Raw genomic sequence first — 15,829 nt, forward strand, 5'->3', positions numbered from 1 at the left:
GGGGTCGCGGTCCGCCCACGCGCGCGGCGGCGGCGGGCCGTCGGACCGGGGGCCGCGGCTGCTGGGCAGCTCGCTCTCCGGCAACTGCAGACCCGTGTCGATCGCGCGCTGCCACAGCGCCGCGCGGCGGCGGGTGCCCTTGCCGGAGAACGCGGGCAGCGCCACGAGCTGCGGCACGGACCGGGGCAGCGCCTGCGCGGCGGCCACGATCGCGGCGTCGGGCAGCACGCGGCCGGGGGAGATGTCCCGCTGGCGGGCGTTCTCGTCGCGGGTCTCCCACAGCGCGCGCACGACGGCGAGGCGGCGGGGGTCGCGGATCGCGTGCACGCCGGACACCCGGCGCCACGCCTCGACCCGCGGGGCCGCGGGCGGCGCGAGGCGCACGGCCTCGAACTCCTCCGCGGCCCACTGCGCCTTGCCCGCGACGGCCAGCCGCTCGGCCAGCACCTCGCGGAGCTCGATCAGCACCTCGACGTCGAGGGCCGCGTACCGCAGCCACTGCTCGGGCAGCGGCCGGGTGGACCAGTCGACGGCCGAGTGCTCCTTCGCGAGCCCGAGGCCCAGCAGCTCCGCGACCACGGCGGCCAGGCCGACCCGCTCCAGGCCCAGCAGGCGCGCGCCGAGCTCGGTGTCGAACACCCGGCTCGGGCGCAGGCCCTGCTCGGCGAGCGCGGACAGGTCCTGCGACGCGGCGTGCAGCACCCACTCGACGCCGACGAGCGCCTCGGACAGGGCGGACAGGTCGGGCAGCGCGGCCGGGTCGATCAGCGCGGTGCCCGCGCCCTCGCGGCGCAGCTGCACCAGGTAGTTGTGCTGGCCGTAGCGGTAGCCGGACGCGCGCTCGGCGTCCACGGCCACAGGGCCGGTGCCCGCGCCGAACGCGGCGACCACGCGCGCCAGCGCCTCGGGGGTGTCGACCACGGCGGGGACGCCCTCGGCCGGCTCGGTCAGCGGGACGACCACGGGCGCGTCGTCGACCTCGGTCGCGGCGTCGGCCGGGAGGTCGTCGGCGGGCGGGGCGTCGGTCGGCTCGGGGCCTGCGGCCGTCATGTCGAGGGGCTCGGCGGCGGCGGCCGGGACGGGAGCCGCGTCGGACGCGGGGGTGTCCTCGGCACCGGACGGCGCGGCGGACCGGTCGCGGGCGGAGGTCGGGGTGGGGACGGCGCCGGCCAGGGCGGGGTCGCTCGCGGCCGGGGTACCGGCCGGGTGGGGGACGGACTGCATGGCACAACCGTAGGCCGTCACGGCCCGGGGGCCGCGTCGCCGCGCGCGGGAGGCGCTCTCCGGCGCGCGGCCGTCGGGCACGTCGGACCCGCTCGGGGTCCGGCTCAGGCGAGCAGGCCCGTGCGGATCGAGATCGCGACGAGCGCCGCGCGGTCGCCGGTGCCGAGCTTGCGGGAGATCCGCGCGAGGTGGCTCTTGACCGTGAGCGCGGACAGGCCGAGCTCCTCGCCGATGGCGCGGTTGCTGAAGCCGTCCGCGACGAGCCGCAGCACGCTGAGCTCACGGGTGGTCAGGTCGGGGCGGGTGCGCGCGAACGGCGAGGGCACCGCACCGGGCTGGGCACCCGGCTGGCCGACGACGGCGTTCGGCTCGGTGGCGACGGCGCCGCGCAGGCCACCGGTCAGCAGGCCGACGAGGTCGCGACGACCGGCGCGGCGGGCGAGCAGGATGACGCGGCCGGAGCCGCGGCGGCGCAGGTTGCGCACCAGGGTCTGGCCGTCGCCCTCGGCGAGCTCGGTGACCACCACGCACATCTGGCCCAGCGGGCGGCGGCGGGGGTCGGCCTGCGTGGCCGGACCGCCCAGGGTGCCGGGGCGGCGGGGGGCGAGGGTCGCGGCGCGGGCACCCGACGTCGCCGCCGGTGCCAGGCCCGTACTGCGACGGATCGGCTCGATGCTCACTGCGGTGCCCCCTTGACGGTCCAATGCCTTGTTCCCCCTATCGGTCCGTCGCCCCGGTGTCTTGAGCGGAACGGGTGACATCGTGACCCCGCCGTGACCGGACGTCACGGGTCCTGGGGCCCACCGGGGTGCAGCGGGTGGTGCGCGGGTGGGTCAGCGGCGCGGGCCGAGGGCCACGACCCCGTCGGGGAGCGGCTCCAGACCGGCCACGGTGCACAGCAGCTCGCCCCAGGCGCGCAGGTGCGGGGCGAGGTCCTCGTCGCGCGCCGTCCAGGAGGCGCGCAGCTCGAGCTCGCACAGCTCGGGGCGCTCGTCCAGCGCGCCGAAGGACTGGGACAGCACCCGGGTGACGGTGCCGCCGGCGGCGTGCGCGTCCACCCCGGCCCCGGCCAGGGCGTCGGCGAACCAGCTCCAGGCGACCTCCGCGAGCATCGGGTCCTGCCCGACCTCGGGCTCCAGCGTCGCGCGCACGAGCGTGACCAGGCGGAACGCCCCCTCCCAGGCCTCCTGGCCCGCGGGGTCGTGCAGGACCACGAACCGGCCGGAGGCGAGCTCGTCGGCGTCCGGGTCGCGCCGGGTCCCGTGCACCTCCGCGACCAGCGCGGCCGTGTACGGGGCGATGCGGGCGGGGCCCGGGGCCTCCTCGAGGCTCACCTCGGACCGGAGGCTGACGCCGCGCAGCGACCGCAGGGCGCGCAGGAACTCCGGGGGCGCGTCGCGGGGGCCGGTGCTCACAGTCGCCGACTGTAGGGGCGAGTGCCCGACGGGTGGGCGCGGCACGCCGGTCGCCCGGGCGCAGCACTAGGGTGAAGGGGCCGTCTTACCGCACAGAAGGAGCACCCGCGCATGTCTGCACCCGCCGCACAGATCGGTGTGACCGGCCTCGCCGTGATGGGCCGGAACCTCGCCCGCAACCTGGCCCGGCACGGCTACACCGTCGCGGTGCACAACCGCTCCTACGCCAAGACCGAGTCCCTGGTGGCGGACCACGGCGACGAGGGCACCTTCGTGCCGTCGGAGTCCGTCGAGGACTTCGTGGCGTCGCTGGCGCGCCCGCGCAAGGTCATCGTCATGGTCAAGGCCGGTGGCCCGACCGACGCCGTCATCGACGAGCTGGTCCCGCTGCTGGACGAGGGCGACATCGTCATCGACGCCGGCAACGCGCACTTCCCGGACACGCGCCGCCGCGAGGCCGCGCTCAAGGCGAAGGGCCTGCACTTCGTCGGCACCGGCGTCTCCGGCGGCGAGGAGGGCGCGCTGAACGGCCCGTCGATCATGCCCGGCGGCTCGCGCGAGTCCTACGAGGTGCTCGGCCCGATCCTGGAGGACATCTCCGCGAAGGTCGACGGCACCCCGTGCTGCACCTACGTCGGCCCCGACGGCGCCGGGCACTTCGTCAAGATGGTGCACAACGGCATCGAGTACGCCGACATGCAGCTCATCGCCGAGGCGTACGACCTGCTCAAGCAGGGCCTGGGTGCCTCCGCCGCGGAGATCGCCGACATCTTCCGGACCTGGAACGAGGGCGACCTCGAGTCCTTCCTCATCGAGATCACCGCCGAGGTGCTCTCGCAGGTCGACGCCGAGACCGGGTCGGCGTTCGTCGACGTCGTGCTCGACCAGGCCGAGCAGAAGGGCACCGGCCGCTGGACCGTGCAGAACGGCCTGGACCTGGGTGTGCCGATCACCGGCATCGCGGAGGCGACCTTCGCCCGCGCCCTGTCCGGCTCCGTCCCGCAGCGCACCGCCGCCGTCGGCACGCTCCCGGCGCACGCGCAGGCCTTCGACGTCACCGACCGCGAGGCGTTCATCGAGGACGTGCGGCTCGCGCTGTACGCGTCCAAGGTCGTCGCGTACTCGCAGGGCTTCGACCAGATCGCGGCCGCCTCGGCGGAGAACGACTGGGCGATCGACCGCGGCGCCATGGCCCGCATCTGGCGCGGCGGCTGCATCATCCGCGCGCGGTTCCTCAACCGGATCACCGAGGCGTACGAGCGTGACGCGGACCTGCCGCTGCTGCTCGCGGACGAGTACTTCACCGGGGCCGTCGGCAACGGCGTGCAGGCGTGGCGCCGCGTCGTGTCGCAGGCCGCGCTCGCCGGCGTGCCGACCCCGGCGTTCTCGTCCTCGCTGGCGTACTACGACGGCGTGCGGGCCGAGCGCCTGCCCGCCTCGCTGATCCAGGCGCAGCGCGACTTCTTCGGCGCGCACACCTACCGCCGCACCGACAAGGACGGCACGTTCCACACCGACTGGTCGGGCGACCGCACCGAGCAGCCCGCGTGAGCACCCCCGCAGGACGTCCGATGTCCGGCGCCGAGGAGGTCGCGGGCCTGCAGCCCGTCATCCTCGGCGCCGACATCGGCGTGTACGCGCTGGCCCGGGCGTTCCACGAGCAGTACGGCGTCCGCTCCGTCGTGGTGAGCGGCGCGGCCCTCGGGCCCGTCGCGCACTCGCGCATCCTCGACAACGTCCTGGTCGACGACGGCCACGACCCGCGCCAGCTGGTCGACGCGCTGCTCCGGGTCGCCGCCCAGCGCACCGGGCAGCGCCTCGTGCTGCTCGCGAACTCCGACTGGCTGGTCCGCGTCGTGGTGCAGCACCGGGCCGAGCTGGAGCCGCACTACGTGGTGCCGTTCCTCGGCGCCGACCTGATGGACCGGCTGTCCGACAAGGCCACGTTCGCCGAGATCGCGACGGACCTCGGCATCTCAGTGCCGCGCACCATCGTGCAGGACTTCGCCGGTGCCGCCAACCCCGCGTGGGCGCCGGTGCCGGTGAACATGCCGTACCCGCTGATCGCCAAGGCGGCCAGCAGCGCGGACTACCAGGAGGTGACGTTCCCGGGCAAGAAGAAGGTCTTCGAGATCCAGGACGCCGCGGAGCTCGACGCGCTGTGGGTCTCGCTGCGCGCCGCCGGGTACCGGGGACGGTTCGTCGTCCAGGAGCTCGTGCCCGGCGACGACACCCAGATGCGGTCCGTCACCGCGTACGTCGACAGCCGGGGATCCATCACCCTGCTGTGCTCGGCGCACGTGCTGCTGGAGGAGCACACCCCGTCCGGCCTGGGGAACCCGGCCGCGATGGTCGTCACCCGCGAGCAGGAGATGCTCGACCAGGCGGCGGCGTTCCTGCGCGGCGTCGGGTACGTGGGCTTCGCGAACTTCGACGTGAAGGTGGACCCGCGCGACGGGTCGTACCGGTTCTTCGAGGTGAACCCCCGCATCGGGCGGAACAACTACTACGTGACGGCCGCCGGGGCGAACGTCGCCCGGTTCCTCGTCGAGGACCGGGTGCTCGACCGCGCCGTCGAGCCGGTCGTCGTGGACACCGAGGTGCTGTACACGATCCTCCCGCACCGGCTGCTGCTGCGGTACGTGCTGGACCCGGCGCTCGCCGGGAAGGTCCGCGGGCTCATCCGCGCCGGCCGTGTGGCGCGCCCGCTCGTGTACGCGCGCGACGGCGGGCCGCGGCGGCGCTGGTACGCGCTGGCCGCCGCCGTGAACCAGGTGCGCAAGTTCCGGCGCTGGTACCCGAAGGTCACCGGCACGGGCTTCTGAGGCCCGGCCCCTGACGCACCGACGGCCGCCCACCCCGCAGCGGGGAGGGCGGCCGTCGTGGTGCGCGGCTCAGCCGAGCTCGGACGTGCCCGAGTACAGGTGCAGCACCGGCACGTGCAGGTCCTCGCGGGCACGCGACGCCCAGTCGCGGTGGAACGTGTCCTCCAGCGCGTGCGGGTAGGTCACGACGACGACCTCGCGCGCGCCCTCCTCGGCGAGCGCGGTCCGCAGCGCGGGCAGCGGGTCGTCGTCCACGACGGTCCCGGACGCGCTCACACCCGCATCGGCGAACGCCGCGAGGCTGTCCGCGAGCTGCTCGGCGGCGTCGGCGACCGCCTCGGGCTTCTCGGGCTCGCGGCCCAGGACCGTGTCCAGGGCCTCGCGCAGCTCGCCCAGGCTCAGCTGGTCCACCAGCGAGACGAGGACGTTGCGCTCGGTGTCCGCCGGGACGAGCACGCGGTACCGCAGCGTCTCGTCGGCGTGCAGGGACAGGATGTGCGCGACGTCGGCCGCCGCGAGCGTGTCCTCCGTGAGGACGAGGATGGTGTCGGTCACGCCTCCGACACTATCCGGCGTCGACGCTGGTCACCCGTCAGACCGAGCACGATCCGCAGACCGCGCCGCCTGACTCGAGCAGGAGAAGGCCACGCCCACGACCGCACCCGTCCCTCGGCCGGCCGCGGCCGGACGGACGAAGCCGCTCGAGGGTGCCCGGCCGGGACCGTTGTGGGGGATCCCGGCCGGGCGTCAGGCGGGTCACAGGGGGTGGCCCCGCCTTCCCCGTCGACGCTACAGAGGAACCGGTGCTCAGCGGCCGACTGGCGGACGCCTACACAGGCCCCGTGACGACGGACGGCCTGCCCGGCGGTGCGGGTGCCGGGAGCTCGGTTCGCCCTGTCTCGTGAGGCGTTCCGCTGGTCGGCGACGCCCTTCCACGTCGCCGACGAGCGCAGGAGCCCCATCGCGCGCGAACCACGCATCCACCACCTCGCCCGGCGCCCCTGAGTAGCGGGCGGGGTGGTGAACTGCGTGGCCGGGTTCGGGTGCTCGCGGTGTCAGCCCGCTGCGAGGCGCGGTCGCGCCGCGCGATGCGCCCGGGGGCGGGGTGCGTGCAGCGGAGAGCTGCCAGCTCGGCGCGAGCGCGGCGCGCGGAGTGGGAGGGGAAGGCGTCGGTCAGGCGGGGTCGAGCGTCCAGCGGCCGAGGAGCATCCCGTCGTGGTGCAGCAGGTGCGCGGCGCGGGCGCGCCGGGGGTCGAGCCAGTCGGTGCCCCCGAGGGCGCGCAGGCCCGGGCCGCCGACCACCAGGGGGCTGGTGGTGAGGCAGAGCTCGTCCACCAGGTCGGCGCGTACCAGGTCGGTGAGCAGCCGGGGGCCGCCCTCCGCGAGCACCCGCGTCCGGCCGAGCGCGGCGAGGGCGTCCAGCGCGGCGCCGAGGTCCACGGTCGTCTCGCCGGTGACCAGCACCCGGTCCGCGCCGAGGTCCGCGCGCAGCGCGTCCAGGCGGGGGTTCGCCGCGACGGTGACCACGTACGGCGGCCGGTCCGTGCCGCGCAGGCCCTCGGGCAGGTCGCCCGACGCTGTCACCAGCGCCAGCGCGAGGTCCGGCGCCTGGCCCCTCGCCGCACGGGCCTCGCGCAGGTCCGCGGGCACCGCGAGCGGGGTGTACTGCTCGGCGCGCGCGGTCCCGGCGCCGACCAGCACGACGTCCGCGACCGCGCGCATCACCCGGAACACCCGCCAGTCCGCCGGGCCGTTGATGCTGCGCGACCGGCCGTCCGGCCCCTGCGCGGCGCCGTCGAGGGTCGCGATCATGTTCGCCCGCACCGCGCTCGTGCGTCCCGGTCGGGGGGCCGGGTGCGCGTACAGGTCGTGCAGCACGGGCTCCCCGGGCTCGGGGGCCAGCGGCACACCGGTGCGGTCGGCGGGCAGCAGCACGTCCAGGGGCGGGAGCTCGCGGGGCATGGGCGCCAGGCTAGTCGTAGGCTGTGCGGCCGTGACCCCGAGCACCACGCCGACGACGGCGAGCCTCACCGACCGGCGCCCCGACGTCGGGCGCGAGCGCCTGCTCGCCGACCGCGTCCCGCCCCCGCACTTCGACGCCGAGTCGTTCGACACCTACCGCACCGACCCCCGGTACCCGAGCCAGCAGGCCGCCGTGGACCGGCTCCGCCAGGTCGCCGCGACTCTCACCGGTCAGGGCGGCGGCCGGGGCTGGTTCCGCAAGAAAGCACCGGTCCCCGCCGTCTACCTCGACGGCGGGTTCGGCGTCGGCAAGACCCACCTGCTCGCCTCGCTCGCCAAGGCCGTCGGCCCCGAGCGCTCCGCGTACGGCACCTTCGTGGAGTACACCAACCTCGTCGGCGCGCTCGGGTTCCGGCCCACCGTCGACGCGCTGGCCACCCGCACCCTCGTGTGCATCGACGAGTTCGAGCTCGACGACCCCGGCGACACCGTCCTCATGGCCCGGCTGCTGCGCGAGCTCACCGACCGCGGTGTGGCGCTCGCGGCCACGTCCAACACGCTGCCCGAGTCCCTGGGCGAGGGCCGGTTCGCCGCCGACGACTTCCTGCGCGAGATCCAGGACCTGTCCGGGCGGTTCGAGGTGCTGCGCATCGACGGTCAGGACTACCGGCAGCGGGACACCGTCACCGACGCCGCCGGGCTGCCCGACGACGTCGTGCGCGCCGCCGTCGCCGGGACCCCGGACGCGACGCTGGACGACTTCGGTGCGCTCACCCGGCACCTCGCGACCGTGCACCCCTCCCGCTACGGGGCGCTGCTCGACGGGGTCGGGCTGGTCGCCCTCACCGGCGTCGCGCCGCTGGCCGACCAGGACGTCGCGCTGCGGCTCGTCGTGCTCGTGGACCGGCTGTACGACCGCGACGTGCCCGTGCTGCTCGGCGGGGCGGGGGAGTCCGTGCTGTTCAGCGAGCAGATGCTCGCGGGCGGGTACCGGAAGAAGTACTACCGGGCGCTGTCCCGGCTCGGGGCGCTCGCGGACCAGGGGCGGGAGCGGCTGCCGGGCTGACCGCTCGCCGGTCGACGACCCACGCCCGGATCGGTGAGGTCGGGCGTGTCTCCCAGGAGCAGCGTCAAGGTCGGTCGACGATGTCCCGGTGGACGTGTCGAGCGTGACGGTGGGACTGCCCGTGGGTGATCTAGCGGCAGCGACTCTCTGGTATCGCAGGGTTCTCGAGCTCGCCGAACCGGATCTCGAGCCTGCGGATGGCGTGGTGGAGTTCGAGGTCGGCCCGGTGTGGCTGCAGCTGGGTTCCGAGCCCTCCGGGCGTTCGGGCGCCGAGGTCGTGCTCCGACTAGGGGTCGGCGACGCTGCCTCCGAACGCGAGCGGTTGAGGGGACTGGGGGTCGCCGTCGGACCGATCGAACACGTCGAGGGCGCGGTCGACTACTTCGACTTCGTCGACCCGGACGGCAACCGGCTCAGCATCTACTCGTTGGTGCCGGCAGGGTCGTGAGCCAGGCGACGATCGCGGTCAGGACGACCCACGCGCCCGCGGCCCGCACGATCTAGGCGACCACCGCGACGGCGCGGCCCGGCAGGGTCAGCGACGCGTCGGGCCCGCTGGTGAGGCCGGGCGGGACGTCGGACCACGCCGCCCGCACGGTCACGCCCTCGGGCAGGTCGCCGAGGGGCACCGTGCGGGGCTCGCCCGCCAGGTTCACCACGACCCGCGCCGCACCGCGGTGCAGCACCAGCCAGTCTCGCCACGCGCCGTCGACCGGCTCCGCCGTCGGGTCCCAGGTGAGGTCGGTGCGCGACCGGTCGCCGGAGCCGAGGTCGGGGACCTCGCGGCGCAGCGCGACCAGCCGGCGGTACCAGTCCAGCAGCCGCGCGTGCCGGGCCTGCTCCGGCTCGGACCAGTCGAGGCGGCTGGCCTCGTGGGTGGCGGGGTCCTGCGGGTCGGGGACGACGAACGTCGCCTCGTCGGCCCCGTACGTGGCGGCCCAGCCGTGGCCGCCGAACTCGCGAGCGCGACCCTCGCGGACGGCCTGCGCGAGGTCGGGCTCGGGGTGGTCGGTGACGTACATCCAGGGGGTGCGGGCGCCCCACTCCTCGCCCATGAACAGCATGGGCGTGTAGGGCGACAGCAGCACGAGCGCGGCCTCGGCGGCGAGCGCCCCGTCGTCCAGCACCGCGGAGGGCCGGTCGCCGAGCGCGCGGTTGCCGACCTGGTCGTGGTCCTGCCCGAACACCACGAACCGGTGCCCGTCGACGTCGTCGGGGACGGGGCGTCCCCAGTCGCGGTCCCGGAACGTCGAGTAGGACCCGGCGTGCACGAACACCTCGCGCAGCGCCGTGCGCAGCGTGTCGGGCGTGCCGAAGTCGACGTAGTAGCCGTGCCGCTCGCCGGTGAGCAGCGCGTGCAGGGCGTGGTGGACGTCGTCGGCCCACTGCGCGGTCATGCCCCAGCCGCCCGCGGCGGTCGGGGTGACGGACACGGGGTCGTTGAGGTCCACCTCCGCGACCAGCGACAGCGGCCGCCCGACCTCAGCGGCGAGCGCGGCGACCTCGTCCGACATCTGCGCGAGCAGGTGCCGGTCGGAGTCGTCGACGAGGGCGTGCACGGCGTCCAGGCGCAGGGCGTCGACGTGGAAGTCCCGCAGCCAGCGCAGGACGCTGTCGAGGATCCACCGGCGCACCTCGGGCGAGCCGTCCCCGTCGAGGTTGATCGCCGCGCCCCACGGCGTGTGGTGCGCGTCGGTGAAGTACGGGCCGAAGACGCCGAGGTAGTTGCCGGACGGCCCGAGGTGGTTGTGCACGACGTCGAGGCAGACGGCGATGCCGACGGCGTGCGCGGCGTCCACGAACCGCTGGAGCGCGGCCGGGCCGCCGTACGGCTCGTGCACGCCGTACAGGCCGACGCCGTCGTACCCCCAGCCGTGCACGCCGTTGAACGGGGCGACGGGCAGCAGCTCGACCACCTCGACGCCGAGGTCGGCCAGGTGCGCGAGCCGCGCGGCGGCGGCGTCGAGGGTGCCCTCGGGGGTGAACGTGCCGACGTGCAGCTCGTACAGCACGGCGCCGCGCACGTCCCGGCCCGCCCAGGCGCTGTCGGACCACGCGTGCCGGCTCGCGTCGAACACCCGGCTCGGGCCGTGGACGCCGTCGGGCTGCCACGGGCTGCGCGGGTCGGGGCGCGGGTCGGCGCCGTCGACGGCGAAGGCGTAGTCGGTGCCGTGCGGCAGGTCGCGTCCTGATGTCCACCAGCCGCCGCCCGCCGGGTGCAGCGCGACGACCTCGGCACCCGCGTCGTCGGCGGCGGGCAGGTGCAGGTCCACGGACCCGGCGCCGGGTGCCCAGACCTCACCGGGCCGGTGCGGGTGGGTCCCGGCCGTGCGGTCCCCGGGGGCGGTGGTGGTCATGCGTCGGTCCTCCGGACGAGCAGGGCGACGGGCAGGCGGTCGAGCAGGTCGGCGAGCGGGCGGACGCCGCCGTCGACCCGTCGGTCGCCGAGGACGTCGTGCCACTCGCCGTCGGGCAGGGCCACGGTGTGCTCGCCCCAGCCGCCGAGCCGGTCGACCATGGCGGCGAGCCGGGTCGCGACGACGGCGACGCGCGGGTCCCCGTCGGCGGTGCGCGCGTAGGTGAGCACGTGCCCCGAGGAGTGCGGCAGGGCGACGAACCCGGCGCCCGCGCCCACGAACGCCTCGGGGAGGTCGCGGCGCAGCCGCAGGGCCCGGGACGTGACGAGCATCTTCTCGTCCGCCAGGTCCCGGGTACCCGCGCCCTCGTCCAGCCGGGCGAGCCGGGCGGCGAGCGCCTCGTGGTCGACGAGCCGCCGGTTGTCGGGGTCCACGAGCGCGACGGTCGGCACCTCGGTGCCCTGGTACACGTCGGCGACGCCGGGGAACGTGAGCTGCACGAGCTTCTGCCCGAGCACGGCGCCGCGCACGGCCTGCCGGGTCCGGTGCTCCCAGGTCTCGAGGAGCTCCGCGACGCGGGGGTCGCCGAGGGCCTGCACGGCGACGTCCAGCACGGCGCGCTCGTACGCGTCGTCCGGGGCGGTCCAGGAGGTGCGGTCCTTGGCCTCGCGCACGGCCTTGGTCAGGTACTGCGTGAGGCGGTCCGCGGCGATCGGGCCGTCGGCCGTCCAGGTGCCCGCGAGGGTCTGCCACAGCAGGTTCTCGGTGCGGCCGTCCAGCAGGGCGCTGCGGTATGGCGCGGACGCCTCGCGCAGCCGCCCGACGAGATCGGCCCACTCGACGGGCAGCTCGGAGAGCACGCCGAGGCGCGCGCGGACGTCCTCGCCGCGCTTGGTGTCGTGGGTGGACAGCGTGGTCATGCCGAGCGGGGTCTGCCGCTGGGAGCGCGCCGCCCAGGCCAGCAGCTCGGTGGGGGACAGCGAGAACCGCTCGGGCTCCCCGCCGACCTCGGTGAGCGCGACGAGCTGCGTCCACCGGTAGAACGCCGTGTCCTCGACGCCCTTGGCCATGACGGCGCCGCAGGTCTGCTGGAAGCGGACGACGAGCTCGTCGCGCTGCGGCTCGCGGGTGCGCCCGGCGCTGCCGACCTCGCGGCCGAGCAGCAGGTCCACGAGGACGTCCATGGTGGCGGCGCGCTCCGGGGTGAGCCGGGCGCGGGCGGTGCGGGCGGCGTGCTCCAGAACCTCGACGTCGGTGGGGTGCGGGGTGCGGCCGGGCACGACGTACGCGCGGTAGCGGTCCATCGCGACCAGCAGCTCGACCAGGCAGTCGTGCAGCGACCGCCAGGTGTGGTCGCGCAGCCGCAGGTCGGCGCGGCACACCTCGGCGGCGAGCTCGGTGAGCCGGTAGACCTCGGCGTACAGCGCGCGGTCCACGACCTGCCGCTTCGCGGTGTCGACGACCTCGGGCAGCGCGTCGGACGACTCGCCGGTCAGCCGGTGCATGAGGGCGCCGAGGCGGGCCGCGCCGCCCGGGTCGACGAACGCCTGCTGGATGCGCCACAGCGCCTCGTACCCGGTGGTGCCCGCGGTCTCCCAGTCGGGCGGCAGGTCCTCGTCGCCCTGGAGGATCTTCTCGACCACGACCCACGCCCCGCCGGAGGCGTCGCGCAGCCGCTCCAGGTAGCCGCCCGGGTCGGCCAGGCCGTCGGGGTGGTCGATGCGCAGGCCGTCGAGCACGCCCTCGTCCAGCAGCCGCAGCACGAGCGCGTGGGTCGCGTCGAAGACGGCCGGGTCCTCGACGCGCACGGCCGCGAGGGTGCCGACGTCGAAGAACCGCCGGTAGTTCAGCTCCTCGTCCGCGACCCGCCAGTACGCGAGCCGGTAGTGCTGGCGCTCCAGAAGCTCGGCGAGCGGCAGCTGCTCGGTGCCGGGGCGCACGGGGAACGCGTGGTCGTAGTAGCGCAGCACGGGCTGCGGGTCCTCGCCCTGGCCGGGCACGACCTCGTGCTCGAGGTGCAGCTCGCCCGAGGCGAGCACGGCGCCGATCCGGTCGCCGAGCACCGGCATGAGCACGTCGCCCTCGCCTGCCGACCAGTCCACGTCGAACCAGGACGCGTACGGCGACGCCGGCCCCTCGGCCAGCACGGACCACAGCGCCCGGTTGTGCCACGCGGGCGTGGGCACGGCCATGTGGTTCGGGACGATGTCGAGCACGAGACCCAGGCCGGCGGCGTGCGCGGCGTCCGCGAGCCGTCGCAGGGCGGGCTCGCCGCCGAGCACCGGTGACACCTCGTCGTGGTCGACCACGTCGTAGCCGTGCGTCGAGCCGGGTGCGGCCGTGAGCACGGGGGACAGGTAGACGTGGGTGACGCCGAGGTCCGCGAGGTAGGGCACGCGCGCGGCGACGTCGTCCAGGGTGAGGTCCGCGCCGAGCTGCACCCGGTAGGTGGAGGTCGGCACCGGGCGGTCGGGCGCGGGCAGCCGCCGGGCCGGGGTGCGGGGCTCGGTCCCGGTCGTCATCGGCCGGTCCCCGGGGCCGACCCCGTGCGGGAGCGCCCGCGCGACGACGCCCCCGCAGCCGCGTCGGGTGCGGCCGGTGCCGCGGTCGCGGAGGGTGCGGGCGGCTCCGCGCCGGAGGGCAGCGACGTCGTCGCCGGTGCCTGCGTGACCGGGTCGACCGCCTGGATCGGCGGCCGGGACAGCACCACGGTCGAGCGGGCGACGAGCTCGACCGTGGCCGAGTGCGCGATCTCGTCGCCGGGGCTCAGCTGGTGGTCGGTGTCCAGCGCGACGGTCCACGTCGCGCCGTACTCCGCGTCCGGCAGCGTGAACGACGTCGGCTCGGGCGCCGCGTTGAACAGCACGAGGAACGAGTCGTCCACGATCTCCTCGCCCCGCAGGTCCGGCTCGGCGATGGCGTCGCCGTTGAGGAAGACCATGACCGAGCGGGCGAACTCCTCCTGCCACTGCGCGTCCGACATGTGCTGGCCCGACGGGTCGAGCCACGCGATGTCGCGCAGGTCGGACTCGCCGCCGCGCTCGGGGGCACCGGCGAAGAACCGGCGGCGCCGGAACACGGGGTGCTCGCGGCGCAGGTGCACGACGCTGCGCGCGTACTCCAGCAGCGCGACGCGGTCCTCGTCGAGGTCCCAGTCCACCCAGGCGAGCTCGGAGTCCTGGCAGTACACGTTGTTGTTGCCCTGCTGGGTGCGGCCGAGCTCGTCGCCGTGGGCGATCATCGGCACGCCCTGGGACAGCAGCAGCGTGGTGAGGAAGTTGCGGCGCTGCCGCCCGCGCAGGTCGAGCACCTCGGGGTCGTCGGTCGGTCCCTCGACGCCGCAGTTCCACGAGCGGTTGTGGCTCTCGCCGTCGCGGTTGTCCTCGCCGTTGGCCTCGTTGTGCTTCTCGTTGTACGCGGTGAGGTCGGCCAGCGTGAAGCCGTCGTGGGCGGTGACGAAGTTGACGCTCGCGATCGGGCGGCGGCCGGTGTGCTCGTAGAGGTCCGAGGAGCCCGACAACCGGCTCGCGAACTCCGCCAGCGTGGACGGCTCGCCCCGCCAGAAGTCGCGCACGGTGTCCCGGTACTGCCCGTTCCACTCCGACCACAGCGGCGGGAACCCGCCGACCTGGTAGCCGCCGTCGCCGAGGTCCCACGGCTCGGCGATGAGCTTGACCTGGGAGATGACCGGGTCCTGCTGCACGATGTCGAAGAACGCGGACAGCCGGTCGACCTCGTGGAACTGCCGGGCGAGGGTCGCCGCGAGGTCGAACCGGAACCCGTCGACGTGCATGTCCTGCACCCAGTACCGCAGCGAGTCCATGATCAGCTGCAGCACGTGCGGGGAGCGCATCAGCAGCGAGTTGCCCGTGCCCGTGGTGTCGAAGTAGTGCGCCGGGTCGTCGTCCACCAGCCGGTAGTACGACGCGTTGTCGATGCCCCGGAACGACAGCGTCGGGCCCAGGTGGTTGCCCTCGGCGGTGTGGTTGTAGACGACGTCGAGGATCACCTCGATGTCGGCGGCGTGCAGGGCCTTGACCATCGCCTTGAACTCCTGCACCTGCTGCCCGGTGCTGCCGAACGCGGCGTACCCGTTGTGCGGGGCGAAGAACCCGATGGTGTTGTAGCCCCAGTAGTTGGACAGCCCCTTCTCCTGGAGCGCCGGGTCGTTGACGAACTGGTGCACCGGCATGAGCTCGACGGCCGTGACGCCGAGCGACGACAGGTGCTCCACCACCGCCGGGTGCGCCAGCGCCGAGTAGGTGCCGCGCATCTCCTCCGGGACGGCCGGGTGCAGCCGGGTCAGGCCCCGCACGTGCGCCTCGTAGACGACCGAGTCGTGGTACTCGTGCTGCGGCGGGCGGTCGTGCCCCCAGTCGAAGTACGGGTTCACGACCACGGACGTCATCGTGTGCCCGGCGGAGTCGTCGGAGTTGCGGCGGTCCTCGTCGCCGAAGGTGTACGCGTACAGCGACGGGTCGTTGCTGATCTGCCCGTCGATCGCCTTGGCGTACGGGTCGAGCAGCAGCTTGGCCGGGTCGCACCGGTGCCCCTGCGCCGGGTCGTACGGCCCGTGCACCCGGTACCCGTACCGCTGGCCGGGCTGCAGGGCGGGCAGGTAGCCGTGCCAGACGAACGCGTCGACCTCGGGCAGGTCGATGCGGGTCTCGTTCCCCGCGTCGTCGAACAGGCACAGCTCCACCCGTTCGGCGACGCCCGAGAACAGGGCGAAGTTCGTGCCGCTGCCGTCGTAGGTCGCGCCGAGCGGGTAGGGGCGTCCGGGCCAGATCCTCATGCGCGTCATTCCTCCGGGGGCCGGTGGTGGGGATGCTCTCGGCACAGCGTGCCAGTGGGTACCCCCTTTGCGCAGCGGGAACGGGTCCACCTGGGGACCACGGACGCGTCCGGGTGCCCGCGACGGGGGGTCAGGGGAGCCGCGCGCGGTGGGCAGGAGGCGGTGGGGCGGGGCTCCCGGCCGTC

Annotated in this window: 12 protein-coding genes; 4 read left to right on the plus strand and 8 right to left on the minus strand. The window is 75.0% G+C overall.

What is annotated here, in order from left to right; translation table 11 throughout:
* From EBM89_RS05330 to EBM89_RS05340, 3 genes are all read right to left on the minus strand, one after another.
* The coding region (locus EBM89_RS05330; RefSeq protein WP_147463461.1) for an HRDC domain-containing protein at positions 1 to 1,050 on the minus strand (1,050 nt) is incomplete at its 3' end.
* Between the two features lie 278 nt (positions 1,051 to 1,328).
* Complete coding sequence (locus EBM89_RS05335; protein WP_233571555.1) at positions 1,329 to 1,904, minus strand: helix-turn-helix transcriptional regulator; 576 nt, start codon at positions 1,902 to 1,904, stop codon at positions 1,329 to 1,331.
* Positions 1,905 to 2,057: 153 nt separating this feature from the next.
* Entirely contained in the window at positions 2,058 to 2,639 is a 582-nt protein-coding gene (locus EBM89_RS05340; protein WP_122148428.1) for a DUF3000 domain-containing protein, read from the minus strand.
* 111 nt (positions 2,640 to 2,750) lie between these two features.
* On the opposite strand from EBM89_RS05340, the gene gnd reads away from it, so the two are divergent.
* Together gnd and EBM89_RS05350 are read left to right on the plus strand one after the other, a co-directional pair.
* Positions 2,751 to 4,190, plus strand: coding sequence for an NADP-dependent phosphogluconate dehydrogenase (gene gnd, locus EBM89_RS05345; protein WP_122148429.1), 1,440 nt, complete (start codon positions 2,751 to 2,753; stop codon positions 4,188 to 4,190).
* Positions 4,187 to 5,464, plus strand: coding sequence for a carboxylate--amine ligase (locus EBM89_RS05350; RefSeq protein WP_369408625.1), 1,278 nt, complete (start codon positions 4,187 to 4,189; stop codon positions 5,462 to 5,464). Before gnd ends, EBM89_RS05350 begins: the two co-directional genes overlap by 4 nt.
* A gap of 69 nt (positions 5,465 to 5,533) precedes the next feature.
* Here the strand turns inward: EBM89_RS05350 and EBM89_RS05355 are convergent, their stop codons facing one another.
* Together EBM89_RS05355 and EBM89_RS05360 are read right to left on the minus strand one after the other, a co-directional pair.
* Entirely contained in the window at positions 5,534 to 6,019 is a 486-nt protein-coding gene (locus tag EBM89_RS05355; RefSeq protein ID WP_122148431.1) for a hypothetical protein, read from the minus strand.
* Positions 6,020 to 6,637: 618 nt separating this feature from the next.
* Positions 6,638 to 7,426 carry a dihydrofolate reductase family protein gene (locus EBM89_RS05360; RefSeq protein WP_122148432.1) on the minus strand — a complete coding sequence of 263 codons (789 nt, stop codon included), beginning with the start codon at positions 7,424 to 7,426 and terminating at the stop codon, positions 6,638 to 6,640.
* Between EBM89_RS05360 and zapE the strand changes: the two genes are divergently transcribed.
* Together zapE and EBM89_RS05370 are read left to right on the plus strand one after the other, a co-directional pair.
* A complete protein-coding gene (gene zapE, locus EBM89_RS05365) occupies positions 7,425 to 8,492 on the plus strand; it encodes a cell division protein ZapE (RefSeq protein ID WP_122148433.1) in 1,068 nt (355 codons plus the stop codon). The genes EBM89_RS05360 and zapE overlap by 2 nt on opposite strands.
* 88 nt (positions 8,493 to 8,580) lie before the next feature.
* Positions 8,581 to 8,940: a VOC family protein gene (locus EBM89_RS05370; RefSeq protein ID WP_122148434.1), complete on the plus strand. Its 360-nt coding sequence runs from the start codon at positions 8,581 to 8,583 to the stop codon at positions 8,938 to 8,940.
* A gap of 52 nt (positions 8,941 to 8,992) precedes the next feature.
* On the opposite strand, the gene treZ is transcribed toward EBM89_RS05370, so the two are convergent.
* From treZ to glgX, 3 genes are read right to left on the minus strand one after another with little or no spacing between them, the layout of a single operon-like run.
* Positions 8,993 to 10,849 (minus strand): malto-oligosyltrehalose trehalohydrolase, encoded by a 1,857-nt coding sequence (treZ, locus tag EBM89_RS05375; RefSeq protein WP_122148435.1) that lies wholly within the window; start codon positions 10,847 to 10,849, stop codon positions 8,993 to 8,995.
* Complete coding sequence (gene treY / locus EBM89_RS05380; protein WP_122148436.1) at positions 10,846 to 13,371, minus strand: malto-oligosyltrehalose synthase; 2,526 nt, start codon at positions 13,369 to 13,371, stop codon at positions 10,846 to 10,848. The genes treZ and treY overlap by 4 nt, the downstream gene beginning before the upstream one ends.
* Positions 13,368 to 15,644 carry a glycogen debranching protein GlgX gene (gene glgX, locus EBM89_RS05385; RefSeq protein WP_122148437.1) on the minus strand — a complete coding sequence of 759 codons (2,277 nt, stop codon included), beginning with the start codon at positions 15,642 to 15,644 and terminating at the stop codon, positions 13,368 to 13,370. The genes treY and glgX overlap by 4 nt, the downstream gene beginning before the upstream one ends.
* Positions 15,645 to 15,829: the final 185 nt, after the last annotated feature.

The sequence above is a fragment of the Cellulomonas triticagri genome (genome assembly GCF_003696205.1).
GTDB lineage: Bacteria > Actinomycetota > Actinomycetes > Actinomycetales > Cellulomonadaceae > Cellulomonas > Cellulomonas triticagri.